The organism is Cellulomonas uda (assembly GCF_006538705.1).
Lineage (GTDB): Bacteria > Actinomycetota > Actinomycetes > Actinomycetales > Cellulomonadaceae > Cellulomonas > Cellulomonas uda.
The window spans coordinates 1-15,460 of sequence record NZ_BJLP01000041.1 but is presented as its reverse complement, the minus strand read 5'-3'; the positions used below and the strand labels follow the sequence as shown (position 1 = coordinate 15,460).

Here is a 15,460-nt window from a genome sequence, read left to right as displayed (position 1 = left end):
CGTCCACACGGTCGTGGGCGCCCGTCCGACACCCGCTGCACGGCTCACCCCCCCCTGCAGGTCACTCCCCCTGCAGGCCCGCGGGGCGGGTGACGCGGCCCAGCAGCGGCAGGAGCGTGGCGGTCGCGAGCAGCACGACGACCGCGGCCCCACCGGCGGTGACGCCCACCCCGGCCAGGTCGATGCTCAAGGGCGTGCTGGTCCCGGACTGCAGGACCACGGCGAGCCCGATGCCCACGGCGACCGCGAGCACCAGCCCGATCGCCACGGGGACCGCCACCTGGAACAGGACGGACAGGCCGAGCACGCGTCGCCGCACGCCGAACGCCACGAGCACGGCGAGGGGGCGGCGGCGCTCGCGGAGCTGCTCGGCGACCGTGACGAGGAGGCTGGCGCCGACGACCACGAGGAGCGCGACCGTGCCGAGCAGCAGGCCCTGGCGGATCGCCACGACCATCGATCCCACGGCCTCGGGGTCGTTGACGTACATGTCGGCCGTGGGGTCGAGGTTCGCCACCGTGGTCCGCACGTGCTCGGCCACGTCCGGCACGGCCCGGTCGAGCCCGACCGTGACGACGCCGTCGTCGTAGACGCCCGTCGGCACGACGACCGCGTCGCCGAGGGCGGCGGGGGTGACGTTGACGGACGCGGGTGCGCCGACGAGCTGCGGGTCGCTGGTCCGGGCCGTCACGGCGCTCGTCGGCAGGGTCCACGTCGAGGCGCCGGCCCCGCCGAGCACGTACGCGGTGCCGAGGTCGGGCGCCTGCGAGCCGTCGGGCACGAGGACCACGACGTCGCCGTCGGCGCACTCGGTGACGCCGGTCTCGGCGATGATCCAGGCGCAGCTCGCGACGACGACGGGGACCTCGTCGCCGCCCTCGACGGCGTGCGCCCGGGTCAGGATGCGGGTCTCGACGTCGAGGACGCCGGGGATGTCGGCGAGCGCGGGTGCCAGCCGGGCGCCCTCGGGGCGGGTCACGTCGCTGTGCACGACGGCCTCGTACCGGTCGCCCTCGTAACCGGGCGTGCCCGACTCGGCGCCGAGCAGGCCGTGCACGGCGATGAGCGAGGCGACGGACACGACGACCGCGGAGACGGCCCGCACCGCGGTGCCGCTCTCGTGCTGGAGGCGTCGCACCGCGAGGTCCCATGCGAGCGCGCCGGGCCGCAGGTGGCGCACCGTGAGGTCGAGCAGCCACGGCAGCAGCAGCGCGACCCCCGCGAGCAGGCAGACCATGCCGAGCAGCACGACGACCTGCGCGTCGACGAACGCGTCGGTGCCGCCGACGAGCAGCGGGCCGAGCATGAGCGCGAGGCCGACCGCCGGCACGGCGACGCGCCACCACAGCCGCCGCTCGACCGTCGCGGCGCGGCGCACCACACCGAGCGGCTCGACGACGACGTGGCGCAGCGCGGACCGGGTGACGAGCACCGACGCGACGGGGACGAGCACGACCACGAGGGCGGCCAGCACCGGCGAGGGGCGCAGGTCCGCGCCGTGGAACGACAGCGACGGCGGTACGACCTGCGGGCCCAGGACGCGGAGCGCCGCGAACAGCGCACCGCCGACGAGCACGCCCGCGACCCCGCCGACGAGCGTCTCACCCGCGGCGATCCGACGGGTCGTCGCGGCGTCCGCGCCGACGAGCCGGACCGCGGCGAGGCGGCGGTCACGGGCCTCCCCGCCGAACCGGACGGCGGTCGCGATGAACCCGGCGACGGGCACGAGCATGCCGGTGAGCCCGACGAGCGCGAACAGCATCAGCATGGGGTCGGACCCGCCGACGCCGCGCGAGCGGCCGAAGTCCGTGACCCGCAGGGCCGTGTTCTCGGTCAGCTGGTCCGTGCCCAGGTAGAACCGCAGCTCCTGGGATCCGACGAGCCCGTCGTCGCCGATGGTCCCGACGATCCGCTGGCCCCAACGACCCTCGAGCAGGCCCCTTTCGTCGTCCCGGAGCACCCGCAGGAGCGCGGGTGACAGCAGCGCCTCCCCCGGCGCGAGGACCCGGTCGGCGCCGGGGGGCAGCGGCGCGCGCTCACCCTCGGGCTGCAGCAGGTTCCCGACGACGAGCTCGTCGCCGACCTGCGACGTGATGCGCTTGACCAGCAGCGTGTCGTCGCCGCGCACCGTCGCCTCCGTCCCGGGCGAGCGCGCGGCGTCGCGCGTGACACGCATGTCGAGAACCGTGGGCACCGACGCGACGAGCAGGAGCATCGCCACCCCGATCCCGACGCCCGTCGCGACGAGCGCGAGCCGCGCCCAGCCCGATCGTCCCCCGGTCACGCTCATCCGCACCCCGAGCACGAGGTCGGAGCGCCAGCTGCTGCGCCCTCGCCTCATGCGCGCACCTGCTCGCGCACGCGACCGTCGCGCACGACGGCCTCGCGGTCGGAGTACGCGGCGACGCGCGGCTCGTGCGTCACGAGCACCACGGCCGCGCCGGTCTCGCGCGCCGCAGCGACGAACAGCTGCATGACCCGCTCACCGTTCAGCGAGTCGAGCGCGCCGGTCGGCTCGTCGGCGAACACCACGCGCGGTCGCGTGACGAGCGCGCGTGCGACCGCGGCGCGCTGCGCCTGCCCGCCCGAGACCTGGCCCGGACGCTTGCGGGCGATGTCGGGCACCTCCAGCCGGTCGAGCCACTCGCGCGCCGTGCTGTGGGCTTCCCGGCGCGCGACGCCCGCGAGGCGCAGCGGCAGCGCGACGTTCTCCTCGCACGTCAGCTCGGGTACGAGCTGGCCGAACTGGAACACGAAGCCGTACTCGGACCGGCGCAGCGCGCTGCGCTCGGCATCGGACATCGCGGTGACGTCCCGCCCCTCGAAGGCGACCGTGCCGTCGTCGGGACGCAGGATTCCCGCGAGGCAGTGCAGGAGGGTCGACTTCCCGGACCCGGACGGGCCCATGAGCGCGAGGATCTCCCCGCCGTCGACCTCGAGCGACGCGCCCGCGAGCGCGGTCGTCGGGCCGAACGCGACGTGCAGGTCGCGTGCGACGAGCAGCGGGCCTGCGGGCGCGGGCGGGGTGGTGGCGTCGGTGGTCAGCGGTGCGGCGGTCACGCGGTCCCCCTCAGGTCGGTGGCGAGCTGGTCGAGGCGCGCGGCGGTGAGCTCCAGCCAGCGCAGGTCCGCCTCGAGGTGGAACAGGGCGTGGTCGCACACGAGCTGGTCGGCGAGGTCGCCCTCGGCCTTGCGCCGCGTGAGCTCCCGCATGAGCCGCAGGTGCTCGGCGCGCTGGGTGTCGAGGACGTCGGCCCCGTCGCGTCCGGTGAGCACCGCGAGGACGACCTTGGTGTACAGCGCGCTGTGCAGGTACGGCTCGGGCTTCTCCGGGCTGGTCAGCCACGCCTCGACGTCGCTCACTCCCGCGTCGGTGATCGCGTACCGCTTGCGGTCCGGTCCGTCCCCGGGCTCGAGCTCGACCTCGACGAGGCCGTTCTTCAGCAGGCGCGCCAGGGTCGCGTACACCTGCCCGTACGCCAACGGCCGGTCCTGTCCGAAGCGGTCGTCGTACGCGCGCTTCAGGTCGTAGCCGTGACGCGGTCCGGTCTGCAGGAGCCCGAGGAGGGCTGGTCCGATGCTCACGGCCCGTACTATACACACCGGGTATACACGGTGCGGATAGTGGCCTGGACCTCGGCACCTCCTGTCCATACAGTGGGCCTCGCGCCGGTTCGTCCGAATCGACCGCGCACTCCCGGGGGCGACGGCGGGGGGCCCACGCCCGGTGAGACGCCCGACCCCGCCGCAGGGGTGCACCGATGCGATCCAGCCTGACGACCTCCCTCGCCACCGCCGTCGTGCTCACGATGCTCGCCGCCGTCCCGGCGTCCGCGCACGGGCCCGGGCCGCACGGACCGGGCCAGCCCGGTGGCGCGCACCGCCCGACGACGTACCTGCTGGACCCCGCCGGACCCGCGGCCGACGACGTGTACCCCGAGGGCATCGCCACGCACGGCGACGACTTCTACGTCAGCAGCACCACCGACGGCACGATCTACCGCGGCGACCTCGACGAGCCGACCGCCACACCTTTCCTGCCCGGCGGCGAGGACGGCCGGACCATGGCCGTCGGCCTCAAGGTCGACCGCACCACCCTGCTCGTCGCCGGCGGGTTCACCGGCCGTGTGTGGGCGTACGACCTGCGGACCGGTGACCTGACCGGGTCCTGGGAGGTCGAGCAGGACGGGTCGCCCACGTTCGTCAACGACCTCGCCGTCGGCCCGCACGGCGACGTCTACGTCACGGACTCGATGCGGCCCGTGCTCTACCGGATCGACGGGCGCGAGCGCCGCACCACCGGCACCGAGCCGCTGACGCCCGTCGTCTCGTTCGAGGGCACCGCGTTCACCTACGACCAGGAGATCAACGCCAACGGCATCGTCGTCTCACGCGACGGCCGGTACGCGATCGTCGCCAAGACGCCCACGTCCGAGCTGTTCCGGGTCGGGCTGACCGACGGGAGCGTCGAGAGCGTCGACCTCGGCGACGACGCCGTCGCCGGCGACGGCCTGCTGCTCGACGGACGCCGGCTGTACGCCGTCGAGTGGACCACCGGCGCACCCGGCATCGCGACCGTGCGCCTCGACCGGGACCTCGGCTCCGGCACCGTCGTGTCCCGCACCCTCGACGCGTCGTTCGACGACCCGACGACCGCCGCGCGCGCCGGGCACAGCCTGCTCGTCGTGAACAGCCAGTTCGCGACCCGCTCCGCGGGCGGGACCCCCGAGCCGTTCACCGTCACCCGGATCCCCGCGCCCTGAGCCCGGGCCCGCTCGGCCCCGCGGCGACTACCGGCCGGCGTTCTGCAGCGTCCCCGTGACGTCGACCCCGTCCAGCACCACGCACGCCACGTCGCGGTCGCCCGCGTACCAGCCACCCTTCTGCGGGTAGACGTAGAAGACCTGCAGCTGCGAGTCGTCGTACCCCACCCCCACGAACCGCTCGAACCGCTGGAGGCAGAACGACTCCGCATCCTGCTCGACCTCGTCCACACCCGGGTAGGACCCCGCCGGGATCTGCTTCGTCGCGTACACCTCACCGTTGTGCGGCACCGTGCACTCCACACGCGGCAGGGTCGGCGCGTCGCTGCCGTCGAGGTTCGCCGCCGCGCCGGAGCTCACCTGCACGCAGTCGCCCACCATGTACGCCGACGTCGGTTCCTTCGCGTTCTGCATCGACACCACGACGAGCGCGCCGAGCACCCACGCCAGCGAGATCGCCAGCGACGCGATCGCCAGGCCGCGGCCCTTGGTCCGGCCGTCGCGCGTGCGCGTCAGCGCCGCGATCCCGAGGATCAGGGCGAGCAGCGTCCCGCCGATGATGCTGAGCACGAAGGCCGCGATCGCGAGCCGGTCGTACTTGCGCGGACCCTGCTCCATCGCTGCTCCGTACCCGGGCGGCAGCGGGCCCTGCGGGTAGCCCGCGGGCGCAGCCGGGTAGCCGGGAGCTGGCGGGTAGCCCGGGGCGGCAGGCGGGTAGCCCGGTGCCGGCGGGTAGCCGGCCGCCGCAGGCGGGTACCCCGGAGCCGCAGGCGGGTACCCCGCGGGGACGGACGGATAGCCCGGACCGGCCGGTGTCGTCGGGGTCGGCTGGTCGGTGGACACGGGTGCTCCTCGGGCGCGTGGGCCAGACCCCGCGCTCGCGGGGTCATGCTTACGGTCGGCAGCGGGCGTCGTCGGGTGAAGCGTTGCCGCGGCACGTCACTCTCTCGCGCGTCCCGACGACCGCGGACCTCGCCCCGGGTGCCGCGCGACGGCGCGGGTCACCCCACCAGGTGGCTGCGGAGCTCGGTCACCTCGAACGGGTCCAGCGTCGTCGTCGTCAGGGCCGTGCCGTCGATGGTCCGCCACTCGTGGTCCGGATCCTCGTCGACCCGGTACCTGCCCTCCCACACCGTGGTCAACGTGACCGTGAAGGTCCCCGTGTCCTCGTAGACGTGCTCCACGTCCCGGTTCGGGTACGGGCCGCCGGGCGACGTCGTCGTCAGGGTCTGCCCGTCACCGAAGTCCCACGTGTACTCCACCGGCGACGTCACCACGTCGATGCCGAAGCCGAACAGACTCGTACGGAACGTGCGCTCCATACGCGTAGTCCGCCAACGGGTCCTGGTGAGACTTCCACGCCCGGTACTCCATGTACCGCTTCAACGTGCCGGTGATGTTGATGCGGTCCTTGACCGGGTCGACCAGCTCAGAGGCCGGTGACATCGTCGGGGTGGCCAGGATGAGCGCTGCAGTGAGCGCGGGAGTCACGAGAGAACCCCGGCCTAGCCTCACCGTCCACTCCCGACCTCATCGACCTGGACGCCGTCCACGGACCAGACATCTGCTCCGCGCGAGACCCTCATGTTCGCCCGGAGGTCCATCGGGTCGGAGAAGTCCTCGACCACCGCGCCACCCGCGTCGACCGTCTGCGACCCGTACTGGTGGAGCTGGAGCTCGACGAGGAAGCGGTCGCGGCCCTCGGCGGTCGCCGTCCCCCAGCCGAAGTCGATTGCTCCCCCGATGCCGCGGTTACCGGCGTCGAAGCGAGTGACGACTCGCTCGTGGCTGCTCGCGCAGAACTTGCACTCAGCGCCGCTGAGCTCGTCCCACGAAGCTGGCGGACGGGACGCGGGTGTTCGTCAAGGCGGCGTCGGCGACCCGCGGGGAGCACGCGCACGCCGCCTCCCGGCACGAGGCGCACGTCGCGCGCCTGCTGCCGCCCACCGTGCCGGCGCCCCGGTTCCTGTGGACGTCCGACGTCGACGACTGGTTCGTCCTCGCGTTCGAGGACGTGGAGAGCGTCCCGCCGCAGCGGCCGTGGGTGGCCGACGAGCTGGCCGCAGTGCTCGCGGCTCTCACGCGCACCGCGCAGGCGCTGACCCCCGCGCCCGAGGCGCTGCTCGGTCGTCGACCTCGTCCGCGACGCCGAGCGGTTGGCGCGCATCCGTCCGCGCCCGGTGTGCGGACCTCGTCGGTCAGTGCGGCGGTCGCAGGTCAGCGAACGCGGTGTCCGCGTAGCAGCCCAGCTCGCCCCGCTTCAGGTAGACCGGCGGCACGTACACGTCCCGGACCACGCCGTCCGGGCCCCGCTTGACGAGCACGCAGTCGTCACCGTCACCCGTCGCCACCGCGACGACGCCGTCGTCGATCGCCACCGTCACCTCCGCGAGCGGCGTGACACCGTTCGCGTGCGGTTCGAGCCGCGCGGTCACGTCCGCGACCACCTGGTCCTGCGACGGCACCCGGTCCGGCATCGACTCGAGCACGGACCACACCGCCTCGTGCGCGTTGGGCGCGATGCGCGGCAGGCGCGACGGCGGGGCGGGAACCGCCACCAGCCCACCGTCGGGGCAACCGACGCCCTTGGTCTTGAGCACCCCGCGGCGGTGGAACGTCACCTCGAAGCAGTACGGGCCCGGGTCCCGCGTCTCGTCGTCGCCCCACCAGCTCGGGTCCTCCACGACCTCCGCGACGGTGAGCCCCAGCGTGATCGAGCCGATCGGCGAGCCGTACCCGCCGTCCGACTCCCGGTGCTCGACGCCGATCATCACGATGCCGGACGCGCGTGCCCTCTCCTCCACGCTCCCGGCGATGTCGGCGATCTCGTCGCCCTCCGTCCGCGACCCGGCGAGGAGCGTCTCGACCGCCGACCGCGCGGCGTCGCGGCCCCGGGACCTGTCGCTCGAGCAGCCGCTCAGCCCCGCGCCGGCCACGAGCACGACGGCGAGCACGAGGACGGCACGGCGAGGGGCGGCAGACACGCGCGTCAGGGTAGCCTGGTGCGCGGTCGATCCGTGCCGGTTCGTCCCGTCCCGCTCATCTCCCAGGTCGACGCTGAGAACGGCTCAGCCGACGAGGCGGCCGCGGAGCTCGGTGACCTCGAACGGCGCCAGAGTCGTCGTCGTGAGCGCGGTGCCGTCGATGTCACGCCACTCGTGGTCCTCGTCCTCGTCGACCCGGTACTTGCCCTTCCACACCGTGGTAAGAGTGACCGTGAACGTGCCCGTCTGCTCGTAGACGTGCTCGACGTCCTTGTTCGGGTACGGGCCGCCCGGGGACGTCGTCGTCAGCGACTGCCCGTCACCGAAGTCCCACGTGTACTCGACCGGCCAGGTCACCACGTCGATCCCGTAGTCGAACAGGCTCGTGCGGAACGTGCGCTCGTCGGGCTCGACCCACCCGATGATCCCCTTGTTCACCAGCACCGTCCCCCCGACCCCGGGCTGACGGTGCGTCGCGGTCGGCTCGATCTTCAGCCGACGCAGCTCTGCCTGCTCGAACGGTGGCAGCAGGTCGTCCGGGCACGCCCACCCGATCCGCATCTCCCAGGTCGACCATGGCGAGCTGATCGTCTCCCGCGTTCGCCGCCACAACGGCATCACCGGCTCGTCCTCGTCGCACCCCGGGATGACGACCGTGCCGTTCGGCGGCGAGCACTCCCCGTCGATGTCCGACTCCAGGTACTGCGAGTCGACGTTGCACAACCGCGCGTACGCATAATCCACCAACGGGTTCTTGTGGGACTTCCACGAGCGGTACTGCCGGTACCGCTTGAAGATGTCCCCGACGACGGCCTCGTCGTCGCCGACGCTCCCCCAGACCGCAGCCGCGGGCACACTCGTCGCAACGAGTAGCGCAACGCAGGCGAACCCGGCAGCCACTGCCCTTCGAGACGTCATGGCGCGAGGTCGATCTCGTCGACCTGCACACCCTCCACGACCCAGCCGGCGGCGCCTTGGGCAAGCACCATCGTGGCCCGGTAGGTCGCCGTCTCCGGGACGTCTTCAAGAACCGCCCCGTCGGCGGAGACGACCTGAGACGGGTACTCCGTCAGCTCGACGCTCGCGACGAACGTTCCATCACCGTTGTCGAAAGCCGAACCGAACCCGATGTCGACCGCTCCTCCGATGCTGCGGCCGCCCGCTTCGTGTATCGCGGCCGCCTTCTCTCGGACGCTGGCGCAGAACTTGCACTCATCGCCGCTCAACGCGTCCCACTCGCCGAACTCGCCGGTGCTGGTCACGTAGGTCACGAGTGCTGCGAAATACTTCGCGACAGCGATCGCGCTGTCCTCGCTGGCGGCACCGTCGAGGGCTGCGGGGCGCGTCGGAGGCTTCGTGACGTCCTGGTCGGGTCCCGACGTCGGCGCTCCGCTCGGCGTCGGAGCGGGCGTGGGTGTCGGCGACGGGCTGGGCGTGGCCGACGGTGCGGGCGTCGACGACCCCGACGACGTGGTCGCGGTCTTGGCCGCCCCTTCGGCGGTGCAGCCCGCGAGCGCGAGAGCCCCGACCAGCACGAGGCCGCATGCCCAGCTCCCTGTCGATCGCATGGGGCCGAAAGTACACAGATCGACCACGGTTCGACGTGGTTTGTCCACACGGTCGTGGGCGCCCGTCCGATACCCCGGTGCGAGCGCAGCGGTTCCCCGGCGAGGAGGCATGGTCTCGAGGTGTCATCGCGTGGCCTCCGCACGGTCGGTCCCGCGCAGTCGCCGCGCTCGTGCGGGCGGCGACGAGCCGGTAGCCCGCCGCCGCCCGCATCGGGCTCAGCCCAGCGGCGCCGCCGACGTGATCCCGGAGACGCGCACCGACGCGACCCGGGAGGTCCAGGAGCCATCGCCGACCTGGCCGGAGTCGTTCGCACCCCACGAGCGCAGCGACCCGCCGACCTGCGTCACCGCGTGGGCGCCTCCCGCGCTCACCGCGCCCGCACCGGTCACGCCGGCGACCCGGACGGGGCGCTTGCGGTCCGTCGTCGTGCCGTCGCCGAGCTGGCCGCGGCTGTTGGCGCCGAACGACCAGACCGTCCCGTCGCGCAGGACGACCGTCGAGAAGTCCGAACCGCCGTCGGCGGACAGGACCGCACCGAGCCCGGTCACCTTCACGGGGGCGAACCGCTGGGTGGTCGAGCCGTCGCCGAGCTGGCCCGCGTAGTTGTCGCCCCAGGTGAGCAGGTCGCCGGACGCGGTGACCGCCAGGGTGTGCACGCCGCCCGCGCCGACGGACACGACGCCCGCCAGGCCCGGGACGACCTGCGCGGCGGTGCGGTGGTCGACGGCCTTCCCGTCGCCGAGCTGACCCGCGTAGCCCGCGCCCCAGGTCACCACGGAGCCGTCGGCCCGCAGCGCGACCGAGTGGTACATCCCGCCCGCGACGGCGGTGACGGTCCCGGTGCCCGCGACGCGCGTCGGGGTGGTGACCCGTGCGGACACGGTCCGCCCGACCTGGCCGAACGTGTTGCCGCCCCAGGCCCACACCGAGCCGTCGATCCCGACCGCGAGGCCGTGGTAGCGCCCGGCGCCGATCGCGGCGACCGGCGGCAGGCCGGTCACGCGCACCGGCTTCGTCCGCCGGGTCGTCGTCCCGTCGCCGAGCTGGCCCTCGCCGTTCTCGCCCCACGCCCACACGGTGCCGTCGCCCCGCAGCGCGAGGGTGAAGTGCCCGCCGGCAGCGACGGCCCGCACGTCCGTCGGGCCGGGGACGGCGACCGGGGCCGACGACGCCGTGGTGCCCCCGGTGCCGAGCTGGCCGTTGCCGCCCGCGCCCCACGCGCGGACCGTGCCGTCCGCGAGCAGCGCGACCGAGTGCGAGTCGCCCGACGCGAGGGTCGCGGTCACCGCAAGCTCCAGGGTCACCCGCTGGGCACAGGTCGCGGCGTTGCCGGACGCGTCGGTCGCCGTCCACGTCACGGTCGTCGTGCCGAGGGCGAAGGCGTCCGGTGCGTCCGACGTGACCACCACGTCGGCGTCCACGACGTCGACCGCCGTGGGCGTGCCGAGCGCCGGGACCGCGACGTACCGAGCGTCGACGTCGGCGGCGCAGGTCAGGACAGGCCCCGTCGTGTCGACGACCGTCACGTGCTGCGCGGCCGTCGCCGTGTTGCCCGCCGTGTCCGTCGCCGTCCACGTGACCGTCGTCGTGCCCAGGGGCAGCACCGCGGGCGCGTCGGAGACGAGGGTCACCGCAGCCGGCTCGTCCGTGTCGTCGGCGACGCTCACGCCCGGCAGGTCACCGGACCAGCCGGCGCGCGCGTTGCCCTCGAGCTCCTGGTCCTCGACCGTGACCACCGGCGGCGTCACGTCCACGGTGCCGCAGTGCAGCACCAGGTCGAGGTCGGTGACCGGCGGCGGGATCTCCAGCACGTCGCTCGTCGCGACGAGCTCGCCGTCGGGTGCGGTGCACCCGTCCTTGTGCACCGTGAGCCGGTAGTACCCGGCTACGACGTCCCACCCGTAGTACCCGTCCGCCCCCGTCGTCATCGGGTTGACGCGGTTCGCGGGCGACATCAGGTCGCTGCCGTCCGGCACGACGACGAATGGGCCCTCGGGCTCGTCGCTGCGCTCGAGCGTGACGGTCGCACCCTCGACCGGCCGCCCCGCCTGGTCGACCACGTGGCCCGACGGGTCGATGTAGACGTCGAACACGATCTCGCGGCTCGCGCCGGACGGGCACTGCACGTCGATCCGGACCTGCGCGGCGCCGACGTGCGGGTACAGCGGCGGGATCGTCACGGCGAACCACCCGGTGCCGACACCCACGGCCGAGCCCGAGGCCAGGCGCGCACCGTCGTCGGACACGACCGCGAACGTCGCCGTGCCGTCCGGGCACCCGGGGAAGCGCACAGTCGTCTCGGAGTGCCAGTTGAGCATCGGGATGTCACCGCTGCCCACGGTCGGCGAGACCGTCACCCCCACCGGGAGGCCGTTGATCGCCGCGAGGTCGATGCTCACGTCGACCTGCGCGTTCGCGGTGACGGTGACCTCGACCGAGCGGGAACGGCCGCTCACGCCCGACGGCGCGAACGCCGTCACCGTGTACCGCCCCGCCGGGATGCCGACGGCCGCGAACGACCCGTCGCTGCCCGTCCGGGTCTGGAAGACGCAGCGGCCGCCGCCCTGCGGGCACACCTGCACCGGGGCGCCGGCCACGGTCCGGCCGAGGCTCGTCACCTCGCCGACGACACCGGTCGACGAGTTGCCCGCGGTGCCGTTGGTGACCGGGTACACGTACCGCCCCGGCGTCGCCAGGCCCACGTTGGAGTGCGACGAGAGCGCGTGCGGACCGCCGTCGACCAGGGCGCCGCTCTCGAGCGAGCCCGGCAGCTGGAAGAACGCGTTGGCGTCACCCGTGCCGGCCGAGTAGCCGGCCGCGGCGGGCGTGCCGCCGAACCCGTTCGTCCCGCCCGACGCGTCACCGGTCTCCCACTGGACCGAGCCGTAGTTGAAGACGATGTCGAAGTCGCCGGCGGCGCGGTCCGCGCGGTCGACCAGCAGGAGCTGCGCGGAGACCAGCTTGTCGAAGTGCGAGTAGTAGTAGCCGACGTTGATCCAGTTCACGCAGAACGCCTGGCGCCCGTTGAACGTCGTCGTCCCGTAGCTGTACGTCACCGGCGCGGAGCCCGAGCCGCGCGTGTCGATGTCCGCGAAGAACGGCGCGATGATCGGTGGCGTGCTCGCCGTGATGTGGAACGGCGTGAACGTGCCCATCGAGTTCTCGAACGTGACGTTCCCGTTGTTGTTGACGTACAGGTACGTGTAGGTCGTCCCGAAGAAGTTCACCGGGAACGGCAGGTCCACCGCGCCGGTCGAGCCGTCGTCGTTCGGCGGGAGCACGGTCGCCGCACAGCTGCCCGACGTGACGAGGGCGCTCGAGTCGAACGTGACCGGCGTGGCGCAGCCCCAGAACGGGCCCGTCGTCGGGCTGTCGGTCTGCGTGCCGACCACCCGGACGTACACGACGCTGCCGTGGCCGACGACGATGTCCGTCCACTGCCTGCCGGTCGGCGTCCACGCCGTCCCGGTCACCGTGCCCGAGACGAAGAACGGCTCGACGGACGGCCCTTCGGAGACCTCGACCGTGAACCGGTCGTTCTCGAAGTTGCCCTTGTTCCCGCGCGACCAGGAGATCGTCGGCGGTGTCGACACGTCCGCGGCGGGGACCGTCACCTCGTACGACCTCGCCTGCAGCCTGCCGGCGCCCGGTGCGACGTCCGCCGACGCCAGCAGGCAGCCGAGGTCGTTGACCTGGCTCGACGTCAGGCGCGGGCTCCCCGTGGCGGGGTTCACGTGGCGCAGGAAGTCGCTCAGCCGGTCGGCGTCCGCCGCCTCCAGCAGGCGCGTCATGCGCAGCGCGCCGATCGCCGTGCCGTCCTGGTAGGAGAAGCCCGACCGCCCCGACTGCGTGAGGTTGAACAGGATCGCGGCGACCGCGACCTCGTTGTCCTCGCCGCCCGACCGGTGACCGCCGTCCATCTCGACGCTGAAGCTGGGGTCGTTGCCGTTCGCGTCGCGGGGGATGCCGCCGGTGGACGTCCGCACGAGGTCGTCGTACCGGCCGTCGCCCACGCCCGGGATGGTGGGGTGCGGCGCAAGCTGTCCGGACGCGATCGAGAAGTAGTCGCCGTATCCCTCGGACCACGCGAGCTTGCCGCCCTCGTCCTTGCCGCGTCCCGGGTCGGGCCCGCAGACGTCGGTGGCGAGGTTGTCGGTGAAGCAGTGCGTCCCGCCGGGTCGGTCCGTCAGCCCGTGGTGCGCGTCGAACCAGTGCCCGTACTCGTGCGCGATGACGTCCCAGGCGCTCCACTCCCACTCGCCGATGTGCAGGCCCGAGCTGTTCTGGTACGCCCCGTTGTCGTCCCCGTACGGGTACCTGACCGTGACGCGGGGCACGTCCCCGCCGGACATCTCGCCGAACAGGTACGCGCTCCACAGCGCGTCGTGGACGGCGAACGCCGTCTCGTCGGCCCCGTTGCGTCCGACGGTGATGCTCACCGTCTTCGTCGTCCCGGCGGGCACGCCGCCGGGCACGAGCACGGACTGCTGGTGCGGCATCGTCACGAACGGCAGCGGCTGGGAGATGACGCCGCCCGCCTCGCTCGACGCGACGAACGTCACCTGCAGCACGTCGCTCATGCCGACGCTGCGGCTGTACTCGTAGTAGCCCTGGTCGTCGGTCGTGACCGTGTCGAGCAGCCAACCGTTCTCGAGGATCTGGACCTCGATGTGCCGCGCGGGGTGCGTCGCGCCGTTCCAGTCGGTCCAGCGCGCGTAGCCGCGCACGACCGCCGAGCCGGCCGCCGCCGCTGCCGACTGCGAGACGGACTGCGTGACCGAGTCGGCCGGCGCTACGAACACCTGCTCCAGCGCCGTCTCACGGGCCTGCGGAGTGTCGTTGTCGGCGGCGATCGCGTTGCCCAGTGCCGCCATCGAGTTCTCACCGGTGACGACCGAGCCGCCCTCCGTCGGCTGGAGCCACAGCGACGACGAGCGCGACGCGAGCGCGCCGTCGACCTCGCGCATCGTCGTCAGCGAGACCGCGCCCGCCTTGTCGTCCCCGACGACGAGCGGCACGGTCACCTCCGCGACGCCGCTCGCGTCCGTGACGACCGTCGTCCCCGCGAGCGCCGGGTCCACGTCGCCCTGGCCCAGGAACGACACGTCGAAGCTCGTGTCCGCCGGGCCGGTGAGGGTGAACACCGCGTCGCCGTCGCGGTAGTCCGCGGAGATGTCGACGGCCTCGTCGTCGTCCCGGGCCGGCGCCGCGTCCTGCGCGGGCTCCTGCCCGGTGCCCGAGAGGCTCTCGACCGCGGCGGAGGGGTCGGCCTTCGCGCCGTCGGTGACGCTCGCTCCGCGCACGTCGGGCTCGACAGCGGTGGCGGCCTGGTTTCCCGTCGCGACCAGCGCGAGGGCGATCGTCGCGACGACGAACGTTCGGGACATACGGCGGGACAGGTGCATGGGGGGTGGTCCTCCGAGCTCCGGCACTGGGCGGAACGCAACGTAGGACGCGGAACGGGACGCCATGGCCGGTCTCGCCAGGTATCACTCGAATGCCGTGGATCTGGACTCTCCCGGCACCGCCAGACGGATGACCTGCATCGACGCCGCGGCGATGCTCTGCGAGGGTGACCCCATGTCACGTCCGGGCCGCCCGCTCGTCGTCGTGGCGTGCGCTCTCGTCGCGCTCGTCGGCTGCCAGGAGCCCGACGGCCCGGGCGCCGCGACACCGGGTGCCTCGACGCCGGACGCGACGACGGCGGCTGCGACCTCCGCGGACGACTGCAACCACCCGCCCGACACGGGCGGTGGCGACGGTGGTCTGGGTGCGGGGTTCGACTACACCGACGAGCACCACGACTTCGGCGACTCCGCGACGGTGACGCTGTGCATGACCGTGCCCGGGGGTGCCGTGCGAGCCGCGGGGTCGGCCGCGCACGTCGTCGTGACCCCGCAGTCCCTGCCCGGCCCGGGCTCGCGGTTCACGTTCACGGTGACGGTGTCGCCCGGGCCGCCGGGCGGAATCGACCTCGAGGTCGTCGACGACGACGGGGATCCGGGCATCACGTTCCACGGGCCGGCGGTCCAGACCGACGACTCCGGCTGGTACCTGGGCGCCGCACGCGGGTGACGCGTCGCCGAGCGCCTGCGGAAGCCCAGCAGGTACGTCCCGGCGGCGACCGGTCCGCAGCCGGGTCACG

11 protein-coding genes are annotated in these 15,460 nt (G+C 73.3%); 2 read left to right on the top strand and 9 right to left on the bottom strand.

Annotation, left to right across the window (positions count from 1 at the left end):
* Window positions 1-61: 61 nt before the first annotated feature.
* From CUD01_RS11895 to CUD01_RS11885, 3 genes are read right to left on the bottom strand one after another with little or no spacing between them, the layout of a single operon-like run.
* On the bottom strand, window positions 62-2,341 hold the full coding sequence (locus tag CUD01_RS11895; protein ID WP_141321312.1) for an ABC transporter permease: 2,280 nt from the start codon (window positions 2,339-2,341) through the stop codon (window positions 62-64).
* Window positions 2,338-3,060, bottom strand: a complete 723-nt coding sequence (locus CUD01_RS11890) for an ABC transporter ATP-binding protein (RefSeq protein ID WP_244937765.1) — start codon at window positions 3,058-3,060, stop codon at window positions 2,338-2,340. Before CUD01_RS11890 ends, CUD01_RS11895 begins: the two co-directional genes overlap by 4 nt.
* Window positions 3,057-3,584, bottom strand: a complete 528-nt coding sequence (locus CUD01_RS11885; protein ID WP_141321310.1) for a PadR family transcriptional regulator — start codon at window positions 3,582-3,584, stop codon at window positions 3,057-3,059. The genes CUD01_RS11890 and CUD01_RS11885 overlap by 4 nt, the downstream gene beginning before the upstream one ends.
* Before the next feature lie 176 nt (window positions 3,585-3,760).
* Between CUD01_RS11885 and CUD01_RS11880 the strand changes: the two genes are divergently transcribed.
* Complete coding sequence (locus CUD01_RS11880; RefSeq protein ID WP_141321308.1) at window positions 3,761-4,762, top strand: SMP-30/gluconolactonase/LRE family protein; 1,002 nt, start codon at window positions 3,761-3,763, stop codon at window positions 4,760-4,762.
* A gap of 27 nt (window positions 4,763-4,789) precedes the next feature.
* On the opposite strand, the gene CUD01_RS11875 is transcribed toward CUD01_RS11880, so the two are convergent.
* From CUD01_RS11875 to CUD01_RS11850, 6 genes are all read right to left on the bottom strand, one after another.
* Window positions 4,790-5,605, bottom strand: coding sequence for a DUF4190 domain-containing protein (locus CUD01_RS11875; RefSeq protein ID WP_141321306.1), 816 nt, complete (start codon window positions 5,603-5,605; stop codon window positions 4,790-4,792).
* A 158-nt stretch (window positions 5,606-5,763) separates the two neighbouring features.
* Window positions 5,764-6,084: a PKD domain-containing protein gene (locus CUD01_RS11870; protein ID WP_141321304.1), complete on the bottom strand. Its 321-nt coding sequence runs from the start codon at window positions 6,082-6,084 to the stop codon at window positions 5,764-5,766.
* An 876-nt stretch (window positions 6,085-6,960) separates the two neighbouring features.
* Window positions 6,961-7,746: a hypothetical protein gene (locus CUD01_RS11865; protein WP_141321302.1), complete on the bottom strand. Its 786-nt coding sequence runs from the start codon at window positions 7,744-7,746 to the stop codon at window positions 6,961-6,963.
* 84 nt (window positions 7,747-7,830) lie between these two features.
* The gene (locus tag CUD01_RS11860; protein ID WP_166772049.1) at window positions 7,831-8,601 is read right to left on the bottom strand and encodes a PKD domain-containing protein; all 771 of its coding nucleotides are present in this window, start codon (window positions 8,599-8,601) and stop codon (window positions 7,831-7,833) included.
* A 59-nt stretch (window positions 8,602-8,660) separates the two neighbouring features.
* Window positions 8,661-9,314, bottom strand: a complete 654-nt coding sequence (locus CUD01_RS17135) for a DUF6318 family protein (RefSeq protein WP_243861057.1) — start codon at window positions 9,312-9,314, stop codon at window positions 8,661-8,663.
* Window positions 9,315-9,530: 216 nt separating this feature from the next.
* The gene (locus tag CUD01_RS11850) at window positions 9,531-14,720 is read right to left on the bottom strand and encodes an RCC1 domain-containing protein (RefSeq protein ID WP_141321297.1); all 5,190 of its coding nucleotides are present in this window, start codon (window positions 14,718-14,720) and stop codon (window positions 9,531-9,533) included.
* Between the two features lie 175 nt (window positions 14,721-14,895).
* Between CUD01_RS11850 and CUD01_RS11845 the strand changes: the two genes are divergently transcribed.
* Window positions 14,896-15,390 carry a hypothetical protein gene (locus CUD01_RS11845; RefSeq protein ID WP_166772050.1) on the top strand — a complete coding sequence of 165 codons (495 nt, stop codon included), beginning with the start codon at window positions 14,896-14,898 and terminating at the stop codon, window positions 15,388-15,390.
* Window positions 15,391-15,460: the final 70 nt, after the last annotated feature.

What these genes read in the sequence shown, in the direction of transcription:
- CUD01_RS17135 (WP_243861057.1), bottom strand. Translation starts at nt 9,314, where the DNA reads ATGCGATCGACAGGGAGCTGGGCATGCGGCCTCGTGCTGGTCGGGGCT.
- CUD01_RS11870 (WP_141321304.1), bottom strand. Translation starts at nt 6,084, where the DNA reads ATGGAGCGCACGTTCCGTACGAGTCTGTTCGGCTTCGGCATCGACGTG.
- CUD01_RS11850 (WP_141321297.1), bottom strand. Translation starts at nt 14,720, where the DNA reads ATGCACCTGTCCCGCCGTATGTCCCGAACGTTCGTCGTCGCGACGATC.
- CUD01_RS11880 (WP_141321308.1), top strand. Translation starts at nt 3,761, where the DNA reads ATGCGATCCAGCCTGACGACCTCCCTCGCCACCGCCGTCGTGCTCACG.
- CUD01_RS11895 (WP_141321312.1), bottom strand. Translation starts at nt 2,341, where the DNA reads ATGAGGCGAGGGCGCAGCAGCTGGCGCTCCGACCTCGTGCTCGGGGTG.
- CUD01_RS11845 (WP_166772050.1), top strand. Translation starts at nt 14,896, where the DNA reads ATGTCACGTCCGGGCCGCCCGCTCGTCGTCGTGGCGTGCGCTCTCGTC.